At 45.6% G+C, this 23,256-nt stretch carries 19 protein-coding genes, 1 rRNA gene, 1 pseudogene and 1 riboswitch; of the genes and pseudogenes, 1 reads left to right on the top strand and 20 read right to left on the bottom strand.

The window, feature by feature from the left end:
* Positions 1 to 108 precede the first annotated feature (108 nt).
* From BN2628_RS16155 to thiD, 12 genes are all read right to left on the bottom strand, one after another.
* Positions 109 to 1,636, bottom strand: a 16S ribosomal RNA gene (locus BN2628_RS16155).
* Positions 1,637 to 2,151: 515 nt separating this feature from the next.
* Positions 2,152 to 2,709 carry a DJ-1/PfpI family protein gene (locus tag BN2628_RS16150; protein ID WP_055100070.1) on the bottom strand — a complete coding sequence of 186 codons (558 nt, stop codon included), beginning with the start codon at positions 2,707 to 2,709 and terminating at the stop codon, positions 2,152 to 2,154.
* A gap of 244 nt (positions 2,710 to 2,953) precedes the next feature.
* Entirely contained in the window at positions 2,954 to 3,400 is a 447-nt protein-coding gene (gene mscL / locus BN2628_RS16145) for a large-conductance mechanosensitive channel protein MscL (RefSeq protein ID WP_021931775.1), read from the bottom strand.
* 295 nt (positions 3,401 to 3,695) lie between these two features.
* On the bottom strand, positions 3,696 to 4,397 hold the full coding sequence (locus BN2628_RS16140) for a HesA/MoeB/ThiF family protein (protein WP_021931774.1): 702 nt from the start codon (positions 4,395 to 4,397) through the stop codon (positions 3,696 to 3,698).
* Positions 4,394 to 5,524, bottom strand: coding sequence for a 2-iminoacetate synthase ThiH (thiH, locus tag BN2628_RS16135; RefSeq protein WP_021931773.1), 1,131 nt, complete (start codon positions 5,522 to 5,524; stop codon positions 4,394 to 4,396). The genes BN2628_RS16140 and thiH overlap by 4 nt, the downstream gene beginning before the upstream one ends.
* Before the next feature lie 64 nt (positions 5,525 to 5,588).
* Positions 5,589 to 7,313 carry a phosphomethylpyrimidine synthase ThiC gene (gene thiC, locus BN2628_RS16130; RefSeq protein WP_055100061.1) on the bottom strand — a complete coding sequence of 575 codons (1,725 nt, stop codon included), beginning with the start codon at positions 7,311 to 7,313 and terminating at the stop codon, positions 5,589 to 5,591.
* A 23-nt stretch (positions 7,314 to 7,336) separates the two neighbouring features.
* On the bottom strand, positions 7,337 to 8,104 hold the full coding sequence (locus BN2628_RS16125; protein ID WP_055100059.1) for a thiazole synthase: 768 nt from the start codon (positions 8,102 to 8,104) through the stop codon (positions 7,337 to 7,339).
* A 149-nt stretch (positions 8,105 to 8,253) separates the two neighbouring features.
* Complete coding sequence (gene thiS, locus BN2628_RS16120) at positions 8,254 to 8,457, bottom strand: sulfur carrier protein ThiS (RefSeq protein ID WP_021931769.1); 204 nt, start codon at positions 8,455 to 8,457, stop codon at positions 8,254 to 8,256.
* A gap of 9 nt (positions 8,458 to 8,466) precedes the next feature.
* Positions 8,467 to 9,093 (bottom strand): thiamine phosphate synthase, encoded by a 627-nt coding sequence (locus BN2628_RS16115; RefSeq protein WP_021931768.1) that lies wholly within the window; start codon positions 9,091 to 9,093, stop codon positions 8,467 to 8,469.
* 20 nt (positions 9,094 to 9,113) lie between these two features.
* Positions 9,114 to 9,704 carry a thiamine phosphate synthase gene (locus tag BN2628_RS16110; RefSeq protein WP_021931767.1) on the bottom strand — a complete coding sequence of 197 codons (591 nt, stop codon included), beginning with the start codon at positions 9,702 to 9,704 and terminating at the stop codon, positions 9,114 to 9,116.
* Between the two features lie 134 nt (positions 9,705 to 9,838).
* Positions 9,839 to 10,039 (bottom strand): sulfur carrier protein ThiS, encoded by a 201-nt coding sequence (thiS, locus tag BN2628_RS16105; protein ID WP_021931766.1) that lies wholly within the window; start codon positions 10,037 to 10,039, stop codon positions 9,839 to 9,841.
* Positions 10,040 to 10,069: 30 nt separating this feature from the next.
* Entirely contained in the window at positions 10,070 to 10,915 is an 846-nt protein-coding gene (gene thiD, locus BN2628_RS16100) for a bifunctional hydroxymethylpyrimidine kinase/phosphomethylpyrimidine kinase (RefSeq protein WP_055100659.1), read from the bottom strand.
* Between the two features lie 84 nt (positions 10,916 to 10,999).
* A riboswitch (TPP riboswitch) is annotated at positions 11,000 to 11,090 on the bottom strand.
* 934 nt (positions 11,091 to 12,024) lie between these two features.
* On the opposite strand from thiD, the gene BN2628_RS16095 reads away from it, so the two are divergent.
* Positions 12,025 to 14,181 carry a S46 family peptidase gene (locus tag BN2628_RS16095; protein WP_055100051.1) on the top strand — a complete coding sequence of 719 codons (2,157 nt, stop codon included), beginning with the start codon at positions 12,025 to 12,027 and terminating at the stop codon, positions 14,179 to 14,181.
* Positions 14,182 to 14,657: 476 nt separating this feature from the next.
* Here the strand turns inward: BN2628_RS16095 and BN2628_RS16090 are convergent, their stop codons facing one another.
* The 8 genes and pseudogenes from BN2628_RS16090 to dnaA all read right to left on the bottom strand — a co-directional run bounded on the left by BN2628_RS16090 (position 14,658) and on the right by dnaA (position 23,090).
* Positions 14,658 to 15,767: an ABC transporter permease gene (locus BN2628_RS16090; RefSeq protein ID WP_055100046.1), complete on the bottom strand. Its 1,110-nt coding sequence runs from the start codon at positions 15,765 to 15,767 to the stop codon at positions 14,658 to 14,660.
* Between the two features lie 7 nt (positions 15,768 to 15,774).
* Positions 15,775 to 16,821 carry an ABC transporter permease gene (locus BN2628_RS16085; protein WP_021931760.1) on the bottom strand — a complete coding sequence of 349 codons (1,047 nt, stop codon included), beginning with the start codon at positions 16,819 to 16,821 and terminating at the stop codon, positions 15,775 to 15,777.
* A gap of 21 nt (positions 16,822 to 16,842) precedes the next feature.
* Positions 16,843 to 17,571: pseudogene (locus BN2628_RS16080) on the bottom strand (ABC transporter ATP-binding protein); the annotation flags it as partial.
* 7 nt (positions 17,572 to 17,578) lie between these two features.
* Positions 17,579 to 18,493: an ABC transporter ATP-binding protein gene (locus BN2628_RS16075; protein ID WP_021931758.1), complete on the bottom strand. Its 915-nt coding sequence runs from the start codon at positions 18,491 to 18,493 to the stop codon at positions 17,579 to 17,581.
* Complete coding sequence (locus BN2628_RS16070) at positions 18,490 to 19,377, bottom strand: HlyD family secretion protein (RefSeq protein WP_021931757.1); 888 nt, start codon at positions 19,375 to 19,377, stop codon at positions 18,490 to 18,492. The genes BN2628_RS16075 and BN2628_RS16070 overlap by 4 nt, the downstream gene beginning before the upstream one ends.
* Entirely contained in the window at positions 19,374 to 20,657 is a 1,284-nt protein-coding gene (locus BN2628_RS16065; protein ID WP_055100039.1) for a TolC family protein, read from the bottom strand. The genes BN2628_RS16070 and BN2628_RS16065 overlap by 4 nt, the downstream gene beginning before the upstream one ends.
* Positions 20,658 to 20,659: 2 nt before the next feature.
* Complete coding sequence (locus BN2628_RS16060) at positions 20,660 to 21,292, bottom strand: TetR/AcrR family transcriptional regulator (RefSeq protein ID WP_021931755.1); 633 nt, start codon at positions 21,290 to 21,292, stop codon at positions 20,660 to 20,662.
* A gap of 400 nt (positions 21,293 to 21,692) precedes the next feature.
* Complete coding sequence (gene dnaA, locus BN2628_RS16055) at positions 21,693 to 23,090, bottom strand: chromosomal replication initiator protein DnaA (RefSeq protein ID WP_055100031.1); 1,398 nt, start codon at positions 23,088 to 23,090, stop codon at positions 21,693 to 21,695.
* Positions 23,091 to 23,256: the final 166 nt, after the last annotated feature.

Genomic DNA, 23,256 nt, shown 5'->3' with positions numbered 1-23,256 from the left:
ATCTTGTTACAATAGACCGTAGAAAGTAAACGGGGTCGTCAACGCCTCCATGGCCGGCATCGGACGCCTGTGCCTTCATCTCGGCGGACATATTCTCTTTTACTCCAGAAAGGAGGTGTTCCAGCCGCACCTTCCGGTACGGCTACCTTGTTACGACTTAGCCCCAGTCACCAGTATTACCCTAGGACGCTCCTCGCGGTTGCATACTTCAGGTACTCCCGGCTCCCATGGCTTGACGGGCGGTGTGTACAAGGCCCGGGAACGTATTCACCGCGCCATGGCTGATGCGCGATTACTAGCGAATCCAGCTTCACGGAGTCGGGTTGCAGACTCCGATCCGAACTGGGACAGGGTTTCGAGATTGGCGCGGCATTGCTGCCTGGCTACTCGCTGTCCCTGCCATTGTAACACGTGTGTCGCCCCGGACGTAAGGGCCGTGCTGATTTGACGTCATCCCCACCTTCCTCGCAGCTTACGCTGGCAGTCTCGATTGAGTCCTCAGCTTGACCTGGTAGTAACTATCGATAAGGGTTGCGCTCGTTATGGCACTTAAGCCGACACCTCACGGCACGAGCTGACGACAACCATGCAGCACCTCGCAGGCGGCTATTGCTAGCTACGTACTTTCATACGTATTCCCCCTGCGTTTGAGCCCGGGTAAGGTTCCTCGCGTATCATCGAATTAAACCACATGTTCCTCCGCTTGTGCGGGCCCCCGTCAATTCCTTTGAGTTTCACCGTTGCCGGCGTACTCCCCAGGTGGAATACTTAACGCTTTCGCTGTACCGCTTACTGTATATCGCAAACAGTTAGTATTCATCGTTTACGGCGTGGACTACCAGGGTATCTAATCCTGTTCGATACCCACGCTTTCGTGCTTCAGCGTCTGTTTCACCCCAGTATGCTGCCTTCGCAATCGGGGTTCTGCGTGATATCTATGCATTTCACCGCTACACCACGCATTCCGCATACCTCTTGTGGACTCTAGCTCTACAGTTTCAACGGCAGTTTCCCGGTTGAGCCGGAACATTTCACCGCTGACTTATAGGGCCGCCTACGCACCCTTTAAACCCAATAAATCCGGATAACGCTCGCATCCTCCGTATTACCGCGGCTGCTGGCACGGAGTTAGCCGATGCTTATTCGTATGGTACTTGCAATAGCCCACGCGTGGACTCTTTTACTCCCATACAAAAGAAGTTTACGACCCGTAGGGCTGTCTTCCTTCACGCGACTTGGCTGGTTCAGGCTTACGCCCATTGACCAATATTCCTCACTGCTGCCTCCCGTAGGAGTCTGGTCCGTGTCTCAGTACCAGTGTGGGGGACCTTCCTCTCAGAACCCCTATCCATCGTCGCCTTGGTGGGCCGTTACCCCGCCAACCAGCTAATGGAACGCATGCCCATCTGTAACCGGAAAACCTTTAGATGACCGCCCATGCGGACAGACATCCTTATGGGGTATTAGGCCGGATTTCTCCGGGTTATCCCCCTGTTACAGGCAGATTGCATACGCGTTACTCACCCGTGCGCCGGTCGCCAGCGTATCAGCAAGCTGATACCTGATGCCCCTCGACTTGCATGTGTTAGGCCTGTCGCTAGCGTTCATCCTGAGCCAGGATCAAACTCTTCGTTGTAATATTTATTCCTTTTATATTTTCTTACTTCACGTAAAAGTTGTACATCCCTGTCCAGGTGTCCGTCTTTCCTGCTTCTATCTTGACGTGGACTTATTCCCCCTCCGGTTTCCCGAAAAGGGCCCGTCTCTTTCTACATTTCTCTCTGTCTATCGTAATACTTTCAATGACCTCTTGCATTTCCTTGCTCCCTTAGAAGCGCGAAAGTTTTGCAAAGATAAAACTTTTTTCGTTTCCGCTCCAAATTTTTCCAAATCTTTTTTTGAACTTTTCCAGAACTATACTCTTGTGTCTTTCTTCGCTATCTCTTTACTATCTCGCTCCCCTCGCTCGAAAAGCGGTGCAAAGATAAAACTTTTTATTTATAATACACAAATCTTTGAAGAACTTTTTTTATCTTTTTTCTTATATCGCCTCTGTTTCTGACTATTACATCATACAAAAATCCAATTCGGAAGTAATATATAATACACTTCCAAACTGGACTATTCTGCCAAAACCCGAAAAATCTTATCTTACCCCATAATCAGTAGCAACTCTTTCGATACTTTATCGGCAGCATCTTTTCCTTTGAGCATCGAAACTATACCGATAGCAAATTTAAAAGAATCTCCTGCACCTCTACCGGTAATCACATTATCTTGAATCTCAACAGGCAGCCCTGTATAAGTCGCTCCCTGCAAAAAATTCATATAAGCCGGCTGAGCCGTAACATTCTTGCCATTCAACATGTCCAGTTCTCCCAGAATAGATGGAGCCTCCCCTATTGCACCCACATAACGACCCTGATTATAATGATTCAATAAGTTCATTTTGAAGTCATCATTCATAAAAAGATTTTTAGTTCCCTCTACCCCACCGGGCAAAATATAGAATCCTTCAACATCATCAGATTTTACGCTTTCATAGAGTACATCGGACACCACCGCTACATTGTGTGCACCGACCACAGTCTTCTCTCCTGTCATAGAAACAGACTTCACCTCAGCACCAGCTCTGCGTAATATATCCCATACAGCAACAGCCTCTATCTCATCAAAACCCTCTGCCAAAAATAAAAAAGACGTTTTCATACCAAAAATATTTGAAGTTTCCAATTACCCCTACAACGCCCGTACGACTATTATTGTTCTATGTAATCTTGACACGAACAACATAAAAAACTAAATTTAACAGCCCGAACATACCAATTAAGAAAGAGAACAGTCTTCACTCCTGCTTCGAAGTTCAAAACTGCTCTCTCTAAAAAATGAATACTACGAAAAACTCTCGATTTCGACATTCAAAAAATACTAAACATCCCGAACCAAAAACAAATCATTTTTTCTCTGAGCTCTGCTTTTCCATAATGTCCCTTATTTGAGTAAGTAACTGTACTTCGGGCGAAGGGACAGGAGGCGCAGCCGCAACCTCTTCCTTCTTTTGTCTTGAAAGCTTTGCTATCAATTTTATAATCAAAAATATAGCGAATGCAATAATAATGAAATCGACACTCACCTGGATAAAGTTACCATAATTCAATGTCACCGCCGGGGTTACCACCTCTCCCGCCGCATTGGTTACTGCTTCATGTAAAGTCAATTTCAAATCCGTAAAATTGATGCCTCCCAGTAACAAACCAACTATCGGCATAATCAAATCTGAGACTGCCGAAGATACAATCTTGCCGAAAGCAGCACCGATAATGATACCTACCGCCATGTCTACAACATTACCACGCATGGCAAACTGCTTGAACTCTGTCAAAAATTTACTCTTTTTCATACGTATCGAATTTATATATTAAATAATCAGAAAGACACCCTTTTTGTTCACCCTACCCCTGCTATTTGTAATACTTTAGAACCCTAATTTTGCTCGAGTCTGTCTTGGGAACTTCTTTTGAGAATAATAATGGGACTATTTGCCCAATGAAAACGAAAAGAAATTCCATCTGAATTCCGTCTATCGGAAAATACAAACCTGCTCTTAGTGCCATATACAACCCGACACAGCCCCTCTTTCCGAAATATAGAAAAGAAGCTGTGTCGGAATTTTTCTATAAGAAAAGCGACAACACTCAAAACTCAAGTATCTCGGTTTTCAAAGTAAGTACATCAATGGTAAAAAGCCGGTTACGCAAAGGCTCTCCGCTATCCGTTATTATCTTAATGGTTTCCGCTGCTTCTATACTTCCGATAATACCGGGTACTACCCCCAACACACCTCCAGGCTTAGAAGGACTGGCAGTAAGCTCCATCTCATCAGGATAAAGGTCTCGATAGCCGATACCTCCCCGGTAGTTGAACACAGAGGCTTGCCCCCGAAATTCCCCGATAGTACCATACACATAAGGCTTTCCGGTCTCACGGCAACAATCGTCAATAAGATAACGCGTCGCAAAATTATCACACCCGTCTACGACAATATCATAATTCTGTATGATACTCAGAGCATTATCCCGTGTCAGAAAATAAGGATATACATCTATCTCTATCGTAGAAGAAAGAGCCTGCAACCGTCTCCGGGCACACTCTGCCTTCGGCCTGCCTATCTCCTCTTCCGTATAGAGAACCTGACGTTGCAGATTACTCTCCGAAACGACATCCCCGTCGATGAGCCCCAGCCGTCCGACACCGGCTCCGGTAAGATAAAGAGCGATAGGAGACCCCAGTCCTCCTACCCCTACAAGGAGTACCGAAGCTTGAGAGAGCTTTTTTTGCCCGGCTTCACCGATAGGTTCGAGCATGATTTGCCGGCTATATCGTTCAGAGAGATTCATACAGCCTGCTGAGCTTTACGGTCAAACGACTCATCCCAATCTTTCCACACCGGTTCACGACCCAGAGCCTTAAGGTCCCTTTCTACCTGCACGGCAGTGCGCTCGTCACTGACATGAAACTGTTCGAGAGACTGAGGATAAGTAAAATATCCTCCGGGTTCGGTCTTGCTCTCAGCACTCATCGTTGTCACGCCCAGCGTAGCCATATTATTACGGAACTGGGCACTTTCTCGGGTAGAGTAAGAAATATCCACATCATGGTCGAAGATACGCATGGCAAAAGTCACCTGAGCAAGTTCCCTGTCGCTCATAACGACATTCGGCTGGAAGTGCCCTTCACTCGGACGCATACGCGGAAAGTTGACGCTATACTTCGTTTTCCAATAATGCTTCTGCAAATAACGCAAGTGATAAGCCATCATCGTAATATCGGTACGCCAGTCTTCCAAGCCGATAAGTACCCCCATTCCTATTTTATGTACCCCGGCTTGTCCCATACGGTCGAAAGCATTGACCCTCCAGTCAAATTTAGACTTCATCCCTTTAGGATGATAGATGTTATAATTTGCTTTGTTATATGTCTCTTGAAAGCAAATCACCCCATTAAGTCCGGAATGAGTAAGCCGTTCATACTCCTCCGCTTTCAGAGGCATTACCTCTATCTGCAAATTAGAAAAGTAAGGCTTGGCCAATTGCAAAGCCCGCTCAATATAGGGGACCCCAGCTTTTGCAGGATTTTCCCCGGTCACAAGAAGCAGGTTCTCGAAAGGAGCAAGCTTTTTTATAGCCTTATATTCGTTCACAATCTCCTCTTCAGTCAAGATAATCCTCGACATGGGATTATTATGATTGAATCCGCAATAGATGCAAAAGTTCGTACACGAATTTGTAATATAGAGAGGCACAAACATCGATATAGTCTTGCCGAAACGTTGCAAAGTGTACTGTTGACTAAGCCTCGCCATGACTTCGAGGTAAGGCTGTGCAGCAGGCGAGATAAGCGCCTTGAAGTCTTCCACATCAAGATACTCTTTGTGCAGAGCCGCTTCCACGTCGGCTGCCGTTTTAGAATAGATGTCGTTCGTAGTTTTTTCCCACGATATTTTTTCAAGTTCTTCTGAAAACATCTTCTTATTATTTTTGATAATTTTACTTCTTCATCACCCTTTCTCGACAAAAGAAAAGATGACATCATTTCCCCTCCTGAGCAGACTTCCCGACCATATCGCATGTATCGATATCCTGCGAGAGGCGCATAGCACAGAAGTTCGGGCCACACATGGTACAATAATCGCCATCATGTTTCGAGCCTTCTTTATAATATTCGAGGGCACGTTCAGGGTCGAGAGAGAGATTGAATTGGTCTTTCCACCGGAATTCAAAACGGGCCTTGCTCAATGCATCATCACGCACTTGTGCACCGGGATGCCCCTTTGCCAAGTCGGCTGCATGCGCTGCGATTTTATAGGCGATGACCCCATTACGCACATCCTCACGATTGGGTAGTCCGAGATGTTCCTTAGGCGTGACATAACAAATCATTGCCGTACCATACCAGGCAATCTGCGCCGCACCGATAGCCGAAGTGATATGGTCATACCCCGGAGCTATATCGGTCGTCAACGGTCCCAACGTATAGAAAGGAGCCTCGTGGCAGGAGCTCAACTGACGGTCCATATTTTCCTTGATTTTATGCATGGGAATATGGCCGGGCCCCTCTATAATGACCTGAACATTGTGTGCCCAAGCTTTTTGGGTAAGCTGTCCCAACACATCGAGTTCGAGGAATTGCGAACGGTCATTGGCATCATGTATCGAACCCGGCCGCATGCCATCTCCCAACGAGATAGCTACGTCATATTGTTTGAGTATCTCGCAAATATCATCGAAATGTGTATAAAGAAAACTTTCACAATCATGCATGACACACCACTTTGTCATGATAGACCCTCCGCGCGATACAATACCGGTAAGCCGTTCTTTGACCAGCTCGGCATGCTCCTTCAGTACCCCCGCATGTATGGTGAAATAGTCCACACCTTGCTCACATTGTTCTATAAGCGTATCCCTATACAACTCCCAAGTAAGATTTTCCACTTCCCCGTTTACTTTCTCCAAAGCCTGATAAATAGGAACCGTACCCACAGGCACAGGACAATTCCTGATAATCCACTCCCGAGTCTCATGTATATTGGCCCCGGTCGAGAGGTCCATAAGCGTGTCTCCGCCCCAACGGCAGCTCCACACAGCCTTATCCACCTCCTCTTCTATACTTGAAGAAAGAGCCGAATTGCCGATATTCGTATTCAGTTTCACCAGAAAATTACGCCCGATAATCATCGGCTCAGCCTCCGGATGATTGATATTGGCAGGAATGATAGCCCTGCCGGCGGCAATCTCGTCGCGTACAAATTCAGGCGTTATATGAGTCTCTATACCCAACTTCTCATTCTGGAGATTCTCACGTATAGCCACATATTCCATTTCAGGCGTAATAATACCCTGCCGGGCATAGTACATCTGTGTTATCTCTTTGCCGGCCTTAGCCCGGTAAGGTGGTTTCATATGCTCAAAACGCAAAGAATCAAGAGAGTGGTCGGCAAGTCGCATACGTCCGTACTGGGAAGTAATCTGTGGCAACTGCTCCACATCCCCCCGAGCCGTAATCCACTTTTCGCGCAAGCGCGGAAGACCCTTTTCAAGATTAATCTCGATATCCGGGTCTGTATAAGGGCCGCTCGTATCATATACATACACATCATCATTATGCGTAACCACGCGTTTACCGTCTACAATTTTGACAGTATCCGTCAACTTTACCTTGCGCATGCCCACTTTTATATCATGCAACTTGCCATCGACATAGACTTTTTCAGATGCGGGATACGCATCACGTATTGTTTTTTCTGTTTTCATATTGTCCTTTTCATTGGAGGTAATCAATCGAGAAATGAAGTAAGCGGACTACTCGCTGCCGCATGCCGTGCCTGTGCACCGAGACCGGCCCGATAAGCCCTGCGCCCGGCAATCGTCGCCTCTTTAAAAGCAAGAGCCATCGCTTCTGGGTCCGGAGAAATAGCAATAGCCGTATTTACAAGTACAGCATCGGCACCCAGCTCCATTGCCGCCGCAGCATGCGAAGGAGCTCCCAGCCCTGCATCCACCACCACAGGGACATTACTCTGTTCAATGATGATTTCAAGGAGGTCTTTCGTACACAAGCCCTTGTTTGTACCGATAGGAGCAGCCAGCGGCATAACCGTTGCCGCCCCGGCCTCTTCAAGCCGCTTGCAGAGCACAGGGTCGGCCTGCACATAAGGAAGCACGACAAATCCCATCTTGACAAGCGCCTCCGTTGCCTTCAACGTTTCCACCGGGTCAGGTAACAAATACTTAGGATCAGGGTGTATTTCCAGTTTGAGAAAATTCGTCCCGAAAGCCTCCCGTGAAAGCTGAGCCGCCAGAATAGCCTCTTCGGCATCACGTACACCCGATGTGTTAGGCAACAACTGTACATCCTTCTGATTGATATGCACAAGCATATCATCCTCAGCATTATTCATATCGATACGTTTCATGGCAACAGTCACCATCTGTGTACCGGATGCAATAATAGCCTTCCTCATAAGCTCGTTCGAGCTGAATTTTCCTGTTCCCACGAACAGACGGGAAGTAAACTCCCTCCCCCCGATAATAAGTTGATCCATATATTTATCTTTTTATGTTGTTATATCCAATATATCTTTTATCACTATTCCATACCGGCATTACCTCATCTCTCCCATTCCCCGAGAAGAATCTGGGAAGATATACATTATCCGGCAAAACAATTCCTGTAAAAACAAAGATGAGCACATTATCCGCCGCAAGTCGCACGTATGACAGTAACTTTATCATTATCATTGAGCAAAGTAACATCCCAGTCTTTACGAGGTATAACACGATTGTTGACAGCAGCAGCAATACCGCCCCCGTTCAACCCCTTATCTTCAAGCAGCCGGGCCAGTGTACAATCCTCCTGTATCTGCATTTCCTGATGGTTAAGCGTAATTGTCTTCATATAATCATATTATTTGTTTTGTCGGTCTATAATCTGTATAATGTTCCGGGTCTCCTCCGCAGGGTCGGGAGCATTAAGTATAGTCCCTGAGAGAGCAATACCCTGCACCCCCGCATTATAAAGAAGCGGAATATCATCAGCAGTAATCCCTCCGATAGCCACTATCGGTGTAGTTATATTTTCCTTTCTACACTGTATCACAATATCCCGGTAGCCCTGTATGCCGAGTATGGGACTCAGATTCTTCTTCGTCTCCGTATAGCGGTACGGGCCAAGCCCGATGTAATCTACCCCCATAGCTACCAGACGACGGATGTCCTGGAACGTGTTGGCCGTACCCCCGATAATATAGCCGGAACCCAGCAGCTGCCTGGCCATATCCGGTGACATATCATTCTTGCCGAGATGCACTCCATCAACCCCGGTCTCGATTACCAAGTCAGCCCGGTCATCAAGGACCAATGTAGCCCCGTACCGTTTGCATACAGGACACAAGTACTTCGCTGCAATCTTTATCTGTTGCGTCGTAGCATCTTTCATACGCAACTGTATCCACTTGCATCCCCCGTCAAGAGCCTGCAATGCCGATTCTATATAACTGTAACGGTCGTTGGTATGTGTTATGAATTGAAACATAAAAGTCTGTATATTATATATTAATGAGAATTATACCGTATCAATGTCTGGAGATTATTACGCAACTCCTCCTTATTATGAGCCTGCCAGAGATACCCCAAAAGAGCAGCTCCCCCGAAACCATATCGGCTCAGAAGCGGAAGATGCTCAGGCGTAATGCCCCCTAAAGCGATAACAGAACTGTTGATAACACCCTGGCGAGCAGCTTCAGAAAGTTCCCGGTCTGTAAACCGTGCTGTATACCCCTGCTTGGAAATGCTATCGAAGATAGGACTGAGAAACCGATAATCGAGTCTTTCGGCAGTAGTAAGTTCCTGCAAGTCATGGCACGAACGCCCTACATATCCGGTATACCCCTCAGGGGGATACGGATGGCGTCGGTTGAGATGTATCCCTTTCAGATGAAAGTCTCCCAGCAAGTCAAAGTGGTCATGTAATATGATTTTAGAATGCAGATACGAAGGAATCCTCTCGAGCAAAGAACGTATACTGTCGGACAATACATTCGGCTTGCGTATATGCAACGCATCCATCCCCTCCTCCAGAAGCAAAGTTATGTACTCTTCCTCCCTTTCGAACACATGTTCCCGTGTAATCCCAATCAACTTCATATTCCTTTTATTCTTTTGTGTTTGCGGTGTCTGAAAAACATATATTTATCATTAGAAGAGTTGCTATAAATATATTACCTATATTATTTCTCAAACACCGCTTTCCAAATAATCAGTCCCAGACAAGAGTAATGTTATTTGATTCCTACAGATTTGATTACTGTTACTTTGTCCCCATTGGCAAGGAAAGTCTCTCTCCATTCTTCCTTGTCAACGATCCGGTTGTTCACTGCTACGGAGGTTCCGTCTCCTGTCATGCTTCTTCCGGCCAACAAATCTCTCAATGTCACTCTACTCCCAACACAGATTTCTTGGTGGTTTAAAAATACTTTCATACAATCTCAAATTTTTGAATATTTCAAAGTTCAGGTAATGGTTATATCTGTTATTAAAGGTTTTCCTGTTAGAGGTTTCGGATTGAAAAAGTGATTCAATGGTCCATGGCCTTTTCCTGTGCAGATACCGACCCCGGCTTGCAATGCCGATGTAATATAATCCTTGGCCAGTGTTACTGCCTGATAAAGCTCATGTCCCAATGCCAAATAAGAGGCTATGGCAGAAGATAAAGTGCAGCCGGTACCATGAGTGTTGTCTGTTACTATTTGATCGGCAGATAGTATGAGAGGTTCATTTTCCTGACTAAACAAAATATCGGTCATTTTATGGCCTTTTAGATGCCCACCTTTCATCAGTACATTCCGACAGCCGTTTTTCAAAAATATTTCAGCCGCCTTGTACATGTCCTTTAGGTCGATAATATCAATTTTACTCAACAATATTGCTTCATCGATATTCGGGGTTATTACAGTCACCCGACCGAACATTTCCGAGCGGATAAGCTCTATCGTCTCATCTTCGATAAGCTTATGCCCGCTGGTCGATATCATTACCGGGTCGAGTACCGTATAACGAGGGGTGTATTGATCCAACATGTCAATGACCGTCTCCACAATACGGGGAGAGTGCAACATACCTATCTTTACAGCGTCGGTTCCGATATCTGACAATACAGCTTCTATCTGCGCTCTTACGACAGGTGCCTCGATAGGTTGTATGGCCGACACCCCGCATGTATTCTGCGCTGTAATGGCCGTAATGACCGACATGCCGTACACACCTAATGCCGACATGGTCTTCAGGTCCGCCTGTATACCGGCCCCTCCTCCGCTGTCCGACCCTGCAATGGTCAGACATTTTACATATTCCGTCATTCCTTGAGCAACTTTATATATTATTATTGTGTGACCCAAAGGGATGGAGGATATCTGATTTTAATATCAGCACATAAATAAAATATGTCTACTATGAACAAATTCCTACGCCGGCATTATCCGTACAGGTTCATAGGGTATAATCTCAGCCTATCGGGCACCCCTTTGTCTTTCTTTGCAAAAGTAGGAAAAAAGTTTGCTTTTGCACTCAAAATAGATAAAAAATATAAAGTAAATAAAAATAATAAATCCGCCTGAAATTTTCTCTAGAGTCAAATACACCCCAAAAACCTGTTCCCTCATCCCAAGTCACCCTCCTCATCGTTACACACCCCTTAATCCCCTTTTGAGAGGGGAAACATTATACTCAAACCTTTTATTACCAAGAAGGAAACAGCATCCAAAGCTCCCCTCTGGAGAGGGGCCGGGGGTGTGTGACGTCTGCGTACAGCCACCTAAAATCAAAAGCAACCTCTCAAAACCAATAGATACCTCCTCACCAAACAGCAGCAAAAATTATCTCAACTCAACCCGCGCAATCTCTCCGTAACACACCTCTTAATCCCCACTCGAGAGGGAAAACATCATACCCAAACCTTTTATTTTCAAAAAGAAAAGCTGTATTTAGAGCTCCCTTCTGGAGAGGGGCGGGGGTGTGTGACGCCCGAGCATAGCCTCCTAAACCCAAAGCAACTTCTCAAAGCCGACAGATACAACCTCACCAAACAGCAGCAAAATAATCTCTGCCCACACTGCACTCTTCACCGTACCCCCCCTTTATCCCCTCTCCGAAAATGGAAATCCTCCATCACAGAAAACTCCAAAACAAGCTCTGAAAAAGTATCACATACAGCAGTCTACACAACAAAAAAATCATTCGTACCAGACAGCCTCTTATAAAATTATTCCTATCTTCGCCCCATAAACAATAGCCTGGTTACATTTTCAGGGTTTATGAAAAATCCTTTCAAATATATTTTCAGGATTTTGTCTATCGGTAGCCCCCTACCTTCCTCACAAAATCAGGAAAAACAAAAAGGATATCAAAAAACCCAGCAAAAAATTCTATCAGGAGATTTAAACCGGTACTAACAAACCAAAACCATTATATGAAAAATAAACACATTTTATCTGGGCTGATAGCCTTATCCACCTTGTTTACCACATCAGCCGATGAAGGCATGTGGGTATTACCGTTAATCAATCAACAAAACATATCACAAATGAAAGGGCTCGGCCTCGAACTCTCCGCTGAAGACATATACCACCCAGACTCCATATCCCTTAAAGACGCTGTAGTCATTTTCGGTGGAGGATGCACCGGCGAAGTCATATCCCCCGAAGGTCTTGTACTCACCAACCATCATTGCGGATACAACTATATACAACAACACAGCTCGGTCGACAATGACCTGCTCACCAATGGATTTTGGGCAAAAAGTAAAAAAGAAGAACTTCCGAACCCCGGACTTACAGTGACCTTTATCGACAAAATAGAAGACGTCACCGGATACGTAAAACACGAACTCCAAAAAGATACATCCGACTACATCCTCAAATTTCTATCCGCAAAATACCTTAACAAACTGGCCGAGAAACGGGCAGGAAAAGACTTTCTCGACAACAATCCCGGCACGAAAGTAGAAATAAAACCCTTCTACGGAGGTAACAAATACTACATGTTTACCCAAAAAATATACTCCGATATACGTATGGTAGGAGCACCACCCTCTTCTATCGGAAAATTCGGAGCCGACACCGACAACTGGATGTGGCCCCGCCATACCGGTGACTTCTCCATATTCCGCATCTATACCGACTCCTTGGGCAATCCGGCACCTTATTCCGAAAACAACGTTCCACTGCGTCCCAAAAAGTATTTCAGCCTCTCTACCGGAGGGATAGAACAAAACGACTATGTCATGCTCATGGGTTTCCCCGGACGCACCAATCATTTCTACACCCCTTCCGAAGTCAGAGAACGCCGTGATATCGAAAACAGCATACGTGTCCAAGTACGCGACTTGCGGCAAAAACTCATGCTTGAAGAAATGCTCGCCGACCCCAAAATCAGAATTCAATACGCCGGGAAGTATGCCTCATCGACCAACAGCTACAAAAGCTCCAAAGGCATGAACAAAATGATAGACCGGCAACAACTCATAGAACAGAAGGACCGGGAAAAAGAGAATCTCGTCACGTGGGCAAAAGCAAACCAGCTCCCCCAATACTTACAGGCAATACAGACCATAGACAGTGTCATTGAAAAACGAGCCGGCCTGAAAAAGCGTCAGTTCTACCTCACCGAAGCCCTGTCTACCGGAATAGAATTCAGTAAAGTAGCCACACACCGGGCACTCATCGACTCCCTGCGGAAAAACGGAATCAAAACCGTACCTGCTGCCGAAATAGAAAAAAGCATCCGAAAATTCAGAAACAAAGACTATGCCCCCGAAGTAGACAAAAAAATCGCCAAAGCTATGTTGAAACTCTATGCCGACAACATAGCCCCTGACGAACGCCCTGACTTCTTCCGTACCATTGAGAAAAAATACAAAGGAAATACAGACCTCTATGTCGACGACCTTTTCGCAAAGTCCATTTATGGCAACCCACAAAAAGCTGAACGTTTCATAAAACATCCTACACTCAAAAACCTTGAAAACGACGGAATGATACTTTTTGCCCAATCCGTAGCCAATGAACGCAAAAACATCGCAGCCCGATTGCAAGAATTCGACAACCGGTTAGAAACCGCTCACCGCACTTATATCGACGGCATTATGAAAATAAACGAAGGTAAACCCACCTATCCCGACGCAAACTTCACAATCCGGCTCACTTATGGACAGATAGCACCTTTCAGTCCCTCCGACGGTATCGATTACCTCTACTATACTACACTCGACGGTGTAATGCAAAAAGAAGACTCCACCAACTGGGAATTCGTTGTAGCTCCTAAACTGAAAGAACTCTACCACAACAAAGACTTCGGTATATACGCCCGACCCGACGGGAAAATGCCCGTAAACCTTATTGCCAATACCCACACTACCGGTGGCAACTCCGGCAGTCCTGTCATGAACGCCAAAGGACAATTGGTCGGTATCGGATTTGACCGCAACTGGGAAGGCATCACAGGGGACATCCAATATCAAAAACAGTACCAACGTACTATCATTACCGACATACGTTACATACTGTTTATTATCGACAAATTTGCCGGAGCGACACATTTGATAGAAGAGCTCAACATCGAAAAATAAAAGCCAAAGGGTATTTTAGTATCTGTATGTTGTCCTTCTGACAATCGCTCTGAATATCTATCGGATAACTTTTAGAAGCCAAGCAAATATCGCTATTTTAGAAATAAAGTTCCGAATTGTTTGGGAGTTCAGGATAACTTTACTATCCCTGCAACATTAGGACCTGCCAAGCCTCTTAGCAATGCTCAAATCGGCAGGTCTTTTCTTATTACTCCTGTATGAAAGCACGTTTTACCAAACCATATTCATCCCCTAAACAAATCGTGCAAATATTAAAAACAACACGGTATGTTTACAAACGACAGCAGAGTTATTTTCCCATTTATGACCCATTGCTCGACCAATGGAAGCCGTTCTGCAAAATTCAGCCCGCTTTTCTTTCAATTCCATCAAAGAAAAGTTCTGCTCCCCTTCGACTGCATTCCACATAACCTGTTCCGTATCATCTTTTGGTATTTCCTTGAATCGACAATAGTTTACACTCTCTTCCTGTATGTCATGGCCGCCACGAGACTGAACAGGATAGCAAAGCCTGACAACGCCGCATATTGTCCCCAAAGGTCTGCCACGGTAGCACCTTTCAAATAGACGGAACGCATGATTTCAATGAAATAACGCGGTGGAATGGCATAAGTGATATACTGTGCCCACCGAGGCATAGAAGCAATGGGGGTAAACAGTCCGCTCATCAACTGGAAGATGATGATGAAAGCAAACATCATAAATATGCTTTGCAGGATAGTAGCAGACTTATTGGCAATGAACACCCCCAACCCCGACATGACGAGGCTGAACAAAATAGCCGCAAGATAGATATTTACAATATTCCCTTCCGGTACCAGTCCATAGACCAGCCAGCCGATAAGCATCCCGACCGTTACGACCAATATGCCAACAACCCAATAGGGTATCAACTTCGACAGCACAAACTCAAATCTTCCTACCGGAGTGACGTTCATCGCCTCAATGGTTCCGGACTCCTTTTCGCTGACTAAGTTGAGGGTCGGAAGAAAACCGCAAATGATGATGAGCAGTACCACCATGAGAGCCGGTATCATGTAGTTCTGGAAGTCGAGAGTCGGGTTATACAAATTCACTGTAGCTGATGCCGACAAAGGCAGACTGGTACCTTGTTCCGTCTGCCATCGCAAAACAGTCTTCGCCACGGACATGGTGGCATATTGCGCACCCAATGTTCCTTTCGTCGCATTCACACCGTTCGCCTTCAAGTCCAGTTCGGGCCTCTTTCCGTTGGTCAAATTCTTCTGGTAATCTTTCGGAATAGTGACAATGGCATCCGCTTTCCCGTTCTCTATTTGCCGGAAAGCTTCGTCGTAATTGAAATAACAACCTGTCACAGACAGGTACTCCGATGCATCCATGTCCGCTATCATCCGTCGCGACAGCTCTGTCCGGTCATTATCCACCACAGCCACCCCCACGTTCTTCACGTCGAGTGTCACTACAAGGGGGACTATCAGCATTACCAGAATCGGCATGGCTATTATAAGACGTGGTATAATCGGATTCCGCCTTATCAGCGACACTTCTTTCTTGAGTAATATCTTCAATATACTTGCATTCATACATCCTTTATTTTTTAGCGTTAAACTTCTTGACGGCCAAGACCAGCACGGCCAATGCCATTCCCGACAAGACCAGAACCTCTGTCAGCACATATCCGATGGGAAGCTGCTGAATCATCAGCACACGCATAGCCGAAATATACCAACGTGCCGGGATGATACACGAGAACCATTGCAAGGCCAACGGCATATTTTCTACCGGGAAAATCATGCCGGACAACAAAACAACGGGAATCATAAACATTACTCCTGAAACAAGTAAGGCAGATACCTGTGTGGAAGCGATGGTGGAAATAAGCAATCCCAATGCAAGGGCAAGAACCACATACAGGATAGTTACCCATATCACATGGATGACACTGAAAGAGAAAGGTATGCCCAACACGGTATAGCTCAACAACAGCATCAATATCAATATGATGCACGACAACAGGAAGTAAGGCACCAGCTTGCCCAGGATAATCGTCCGAGGACGTACCGGCGACACCAGCAACAAGTTCATGGTCCCCGTTTCCTTTTCGCTGACAATCGACACGGAAGTCATCATTGCACAAATCATGATGAATATCATACCCATAATGCCCGGAACAAAATTGTATGCACTTCTCAGTTGTGGATTATAGAGCGTATCGGTCACGACCGGAATGCTCGCCCCGGAACGGATGACACTCTCCAAATAAGCCGTGGATGTCTGTGCCATATTGGTATTGGAAGCATCCACGACAATCTGATGCTTCAGTTTCCCGTCCTCTGTGCGGAACACGACGGCAGCATCCGCCCGCCCTTTCCGTAAAAGACTTTCCACTTCATTGTAAGTAACAATACCTGCAAACGTAAAGTAGGAATTGGTGCGGAAGCGGTCTATAATCTGTTTGGTCTCGTCCGTATGTTGTTCCACCACAGCGACAACTCTTACATCGTTGACCTCGGTAGATATGGCAAACCCGAACAGCAACAGCAGTATGACGGGCATGACCAGCACCACCGTTACCGTACGGAAGTCGCGCAAGAGATGCAGTACCTCTTTCTTTATGAGTGATTGAAATATCGACATAACATTCGCTTTTTAGTTTACTTAATCCGACCTTTTCGCATCTTTGGCCACTATGCGGAACACTTCGTCCATTGTACCGGCACGGTATTGCTGTTTCAATCCTGCCGGACTGTCCAGTGCCTTGATACGCCCATCTACCATAATGGAGATACGGTTGCAATACTCAGCTTCATCCAAGTAATGGGTAGTCACAAAGACCGTCATGCCTTCTGACGAAGCCCGATAAATCATCTCCCAAAACTTACGCCGGGTGAAAGGGTCGACACCTCCGGTCGGCTCATCCAGAAAGACGACATCCGGCGAATGCAGGGTGGCAGTTGTAAACGCCAGTTTCTGCTTCCAGCCGAGAGGGATTTCCTTTACCAGAACATCCCGCATGTTTTCCATGCCCAATGTCTTGAACACGGCATCTGTCTTGTCCTTGATACTCTTTGCAGACATACCATAGATAGTGGCAAAAAGATTCAGGTTCTCCCACACGGTCAGCCCCTCATAGAGCGAAAACTTCTGGCTCATGTAGCCGATGTGCCGTTTGATTTCCTCTGCCTGGCGGACGATGTCATAGCCGGCCACCGTTCCGGTGCCGGATGTAGGCAAACTAAGCCCGCACAACATACGCATGGCAGTGGTCTTGCCTGCACCGTTCGCCCCCAAGAATCCGAATATTTCACCCCGACGGACTTGCAGGGTGATATGGTCTACCGCAGTAAAATTTCCGAACTTCTTTGTGAGGTCTTTGACCGATATTACCGTCTCCCTATCCATCATTATCAGCCAATTTAATGAATAAATCTTCTATATTTCCTTTTGCCGGCCATATCCGAGCATCCTCCAGCCCCTTTTGCCGAAGTTTGCAGACAGCATCGTCCGGGTCGAATCCGCCATCTGTTACGATATGCAACGTGGCCCCGAAAGTATAGCAGTCCTTCACGTACGGCAACGTGTGCAACGCTTCCAAAAGCGGATACATATCCTTTGACGATGCATTATAAAGATTCTTATCCATGCCTTCAATCAGTCTGCCGGGGGTATTCACATCAAGAATCTTTCCCTTATTTATTAAGGCGATACGTTCGCAACGCTCGGCTTCGTCCATATAAGAAGTAGAGACAAGAATCGTGATACCCTTTTCTTTCAGCGTGGCCAGCATATCCCAGAATTCACTTCTCGACACAGCATCCACTCCGGTAGTAGGTTCATCCAAAAGCAGCACTTTCGGGCGGTGTATCAACGCACACCCCAAGGCGAGCTTCTGCTTCATGCCTCCGGACAAAGCTCCGGCCATGCGGTTCGGAAACTTCTTCAACTGGTCGAATATAGGAGCTATCAAGTCGAAATTGTCCTTTACGTCCACTCCGAACAACGAGGCGAAGAAATGCAGATTCTCGTCTACAGTAAGGTCAGGATAAAGGGAAAACTTCTCCGGCATGTAACCTATTTCGGTACGCAGTTTCTTGTAATCCTTTACCACATCCAAGCCGGTCACAGTAGCAGAACCCTCATCGGGACTGAGCAAAGTAGTCAGAATCTGGTATAGCGTGGTCTTTCCCGCACCGTCCGGACCGATAAGACCGAACATGGACCCTTCAGAAACAGAAAGGCTCACATGATCGAGAGCTACAAGTGTCCCGTATCTTTTCGTCAGATCTTGAATCTCAATCGCATTTTTCATAAGCGCACCTCTCCATACTGCCCGAGTTTCAGCCTGCCATCATTCTTCACCGCAATTTTTACGGCATATACAAGGTTTGCCCTTGAGTCTTGCGTCTGGATGGACTTTGGAGTAAACTCGCTTTCTTGTGCTATCCACGTGATTTTACCGGGATACTCATATTGTTCATCTCCACCAAAGTCAGCGATGACAGTTACTTCCTGCCCAATCTTGATGTAAGCCAGTTGGGAAGCCGTGAAGTAGCTGCGGAGATAAATGTCGTCGAGGTTTGCCATCTTGAAGAGTGGTCGCCCGGGAGTGGCATACTCGCCCTGCTCGGCATACTTCTGCAAGACAGTGCCGGTTATCGGTGCAGCAATACAACTCTTGCGTATCTGCTCCTCTATCTGCTCCTTTTGATATTGCAGGGCAGAAGCACTTTCCGTGATGGAACTGCGGTTCTTGTCAAGCGTAGAAAGCAAGCCCTCCAATTGCCCGCGCAACGTTCTCAATTGCGCATTTGCGTCATCACTCTGTTTCTGTGTAGCTGCTCCACTGGTAAGCAGGCGGTCTATGCGGTTGCACTCATTCTGTTGGTGGGCTATTTGTGACCTTAATGCCGCAGCTTGTGCCGCAATGTCAGGCGATGATTTCTCAGTAGACAACTGCTGGCTATGAAGCTGTTTCTGTTGCAACGCCAACAAAGTGGTATCCACAAGTCCGACTTGTTGTCCGGCTACAAGGCTGTCTCCCTCGTCGATGTCAAACGATATAAGTTTTCCGCTGGTTTCAGAAGACACGGTCACAGTATTGGCCTCGAAAATGCCGGTGGCATCATACTTTTCTTTATGCTGGCAAGAAGCCAGTATCATAACGAACACGGAGAATAATGCTATCTTTTTCATTTGTTCAATGTATATTTAAGTTGATAAATGCTTTGGAGAAGCTGGATTTCATGATAAGATGCGGTGAGACGGGCTTGCTTCTCGTCCGTCAGCTTGGTCAGCAAAGATGTAGCGTCGATCACCCCGTTGTCAAGTTGGGATTCGGCCGCTTTCCGTACATTAGCGCGCAATTCCACTATCCGGTCGTTCTCTTTCATGACAGCCTTCAGTTCGTCGATATGGTCTAGTTGCGACCGGGTCTGCATATTCGTGTTGAACAGGAACACATCTCGTTCTACAGCTATATTGTCCGACGAAAGGCGCAGTTTCTGATTGTTGTTTTTCTTTGTATATAATGCTCCTATGTTCCATGAGACTTTCACCCCTGCAAGAATGTTGAAGGAGAGGTCACGGTTCATCATGCTCTCAAAATAATCGAATCCCGGATAGCCATAATAAGCTTGGGCAAACAGTCCGATTTTAGGCATCATACTCGCAGTGATGCTTGCACTTCTTGCCTCATTAGCTTGCAATTGTGCTTCAAAATGCCTTAATTCGGGACGGTTGGGCATCAAATCTTGAGGAACGGATGCCTCCGGCTTCATCAGCTCTTGCTTGACAAAACTTTTTCCCGTGAATATCTCAAGCAACATCCGATAACTCCTCGATGCACTTTTCGCCTGAGTGAGCTGTTGGGCAGTGCTGAGGTATTGCGCTTCCACCATATCTACGTCGCTTTGCATGGCTGTGCCGTTTTCATGCATGGTCCGCAGCTTGGCAAGGTTGCTTTGCAACAATGCCTGCATATTCCGTATCTGCTCGACCTGTTCCTCAATGAGCAATATCCCGAAATACAAATCTTCCACCCGTTCACGGATAGCATAAAGCTGGACATCCAAGGCAGTCTGCCGTTCCGCGTCCTCAGCACGTTCTATTTGTCGACCGGTCTTCGATACGCCGCCGTCCCAGATGTTCTGGCTGATGTCCGCACCTATTTTATATTGCCATTCATTCAATCCGGAAATGGAGGTGCCGGTCTGGCTGATAATCCCTGCCAATGACTCAGGGAAGGAAGGCGTCTCATTCTGCACGGTTCCCTGTCCGTACACATTGATTTGTGGCAACCAGCTCTTGTTAATATTCGACAAGTTCACCTCTTTCGTCCGGTTCAGCAAATCATACTTCCGGATAAGCGGATAATTGTCCTGCGCAAGCGCAACACACTCTTCCAATGTCACTTGAGCAGATAGATGGATACCCGTAGACAATGACAATGCCAGGAACAAATACAGTTTCAACATAATCAATAAATTTTAAGTTTTCTCAAAACGGTTTCTACATTCTCTTTTTTGCGCATGGCCAGAAATTCGTCATAACTTTCATAAAAAGACCCAATTGCCCCTTCAACAATCGGAGCTGCCATAAACGGAAAAACATTGAGCGACACGATATCAATCAGCAGCATGCGTGCATCAATCTGTCTGCATTGCCCTTGTGCTGCGCATTCGTCAATCTCGTGCTGGAGATTGTCTAACAGAGCGCTTGCTACACTTTGCATACCTGACACCATCGCCCCGATACGTTCCGGGCGTACATAGACTTCGTTCACGAGAAATCTTGGCAGTTCCCGGTTGGCCGCAATGAAATCGAAATGATGTTCCACCCCCTGACGGATTCTTTCTGCCAAGGGCAAATTGCTGTCTCCGATGGCACTTAGCACAATATCCCCGAGCTTATTTATTTTTTCCGATACAATCTGTTCAAAAAGCTTGTCTTTTGTTCGGAAATAGTAATGGAGCATAGCATGGGTCACACCGGCTGCCTCTGCGATAGAAGCTGTCCTTGCTCCGGCATACCCTTTCTCAAAGAATTCCTTTTCAGCAGCCTGAAGGATTCTCGTCTCTGTGTCCTGTAAGTGATTATCTTCCTTATCCATACTACAAACTATTTTGTTTAACTAATCAAACTAACAATTTTGTTAATACAAAAATATGGCCTTTCTTTGAAAAGACGAAACAAATAATTGGAAAATGCAAGAATTTAGTAAGTATTTACAGAATATTAACAGAACAAAACGTTGTCATAGTCTATATCAACATCTTGGCTTTCAATATATTCACCCAATACAAGCACCGAAAATAAAAACTCCCATTAAAACCTGACAGAGATTTCCCAGCTACACCAAACTCGATAAACTACGCCTCAAACAATATCCCAACCTAAATAGCACTCTTCGCTGTCACACCTATACACAATCACGTCAATATAAGATAAAAAAAACGTTACCATCTATTCCGATGACAACGCCATTCCTATAAGTCAAGTTTCAAATTTCCTTATTTCCTCAACAATTGCTCTATCTCAGCCACATTGGCACGCAAAGTCTTATCTGTCTCTATCTGGTCTGTAATAGTCTTACAAGCATGCAAAACCGTGGCATGGTCTTTCTTTCCGATAGCACTGCCTATAAATGACAACGAACTGTCGGTATATTTTTTGGCCAAGTACATGGATATCTGACGAGCCTGTACGATTTCACGTTTGCGAGTCTTGGCCTGCAACAACTTCGGATCCATATCATAAAACTCACATACCGTCTGTTTGATAGAATCTATCGTAATCTGTTTTTTCTCAATACGCACGCACGTACTCAAAACCCGTTCCGCCAATTCGATAGTTATATCCCGGTTGAAGATAGTAGAATGAGCCATCAACGACACAATCACACCTTCCAAATCACGCACATTATCCGTAATATTTCGAGAAATATACTCAATGACCTCATCCGATATAGCCAAGCCGTCATGATGCACCTTATTGAGCAATATATTTTTGCGCAACTCATAATCAGGACGCTCTACTTTAGCGGTCAATCCCCACTTGAAACGTGTAAGCAAACGCGGAACCATGCCTTCCAAGGATACGGGCGGACGGTCCGAAGTAAGCACCAACTGCTTATTGTTCTGGTGCAAATGGTTGAATATATGGAAGAATGTATTTTGCGTCTGTATCTTCGATGCCAACTCCTGTATATCATCTATCAATAAAACATCGATACTCTGATAGAAGTTGATAAAATCATTGACTGTGTTGCTACGCACGGCATTCGTATACTGCACCTGGAACAAATGAGAAGATATATATAGAACCCGAGCTTGCGGATTCTGCTCCTTGATACGTACACCGATGGCCTGTACCAGATGAGTCTTTCCTACCCCCGACTCCCCGAACAGGAAGAAAGGATTAAAAGCATTTTTCCCCGGTTTGTCGGCAATAGTCATACCGGCAGTACGGGCCAATTGATTACTTGGGCTTTGGCAATAATTATCAAAATTATAATTCGGATTTAACTGAGAATCTAATTCCTCATATACATGACGCTTGAATGGGTCTGGTATCTGCACAGCTGGAGCTGTCTTCTTCACTTCCACACTTACCGGCTTGGTAACAGTCTCTATGTCGACCTCAGTCTTGGGGTCGCTTACCATCATGATTTTATATTTCAGCTGTATACCCTTTCCAAACACTCGGAAAAGAGCCAATTGCAGTATCTTACGGAAATTCAATTCCAGATACTCATAGAAAAAGTGTGTAGGAACCTGAATGATCAACACATTATTTTCGAAGCTATAAGGCACAATCGGTGCAAACCAATTTGTGTATATCGCCTCCGGCACATTGTCCTTAATAATGGTCAAACAGCGGTCCCATAGTGAGACGTGATCAGAACTCATTTCTAATAAATCAAATTTTTTCAGTCAAAATTATACTTCCCGCAAATCTTTTTACGGGTTCTTTTTATACCCAAAGCGACTACAAAATTTCAAAACTTTTTTTTGAAAAACAAATCGCTTTTTACTTGTTTTTTATGGAAAGAAAATAAAATACTGTATTTCAGCA

The sequence above is a fragment of the Gabonia massiliensis genome (assembly GCF_001403595.1).
GTDB classification, from domain to species: Bacteria; Bacteroidota; Bacteroidia; order Bacteroidales; family Coprobacteraceae; genus Coprobacter; species Coprobacter secundus.
This window is presented reverse-complemented; position numbering and strand designations above follow the sequence as displayed.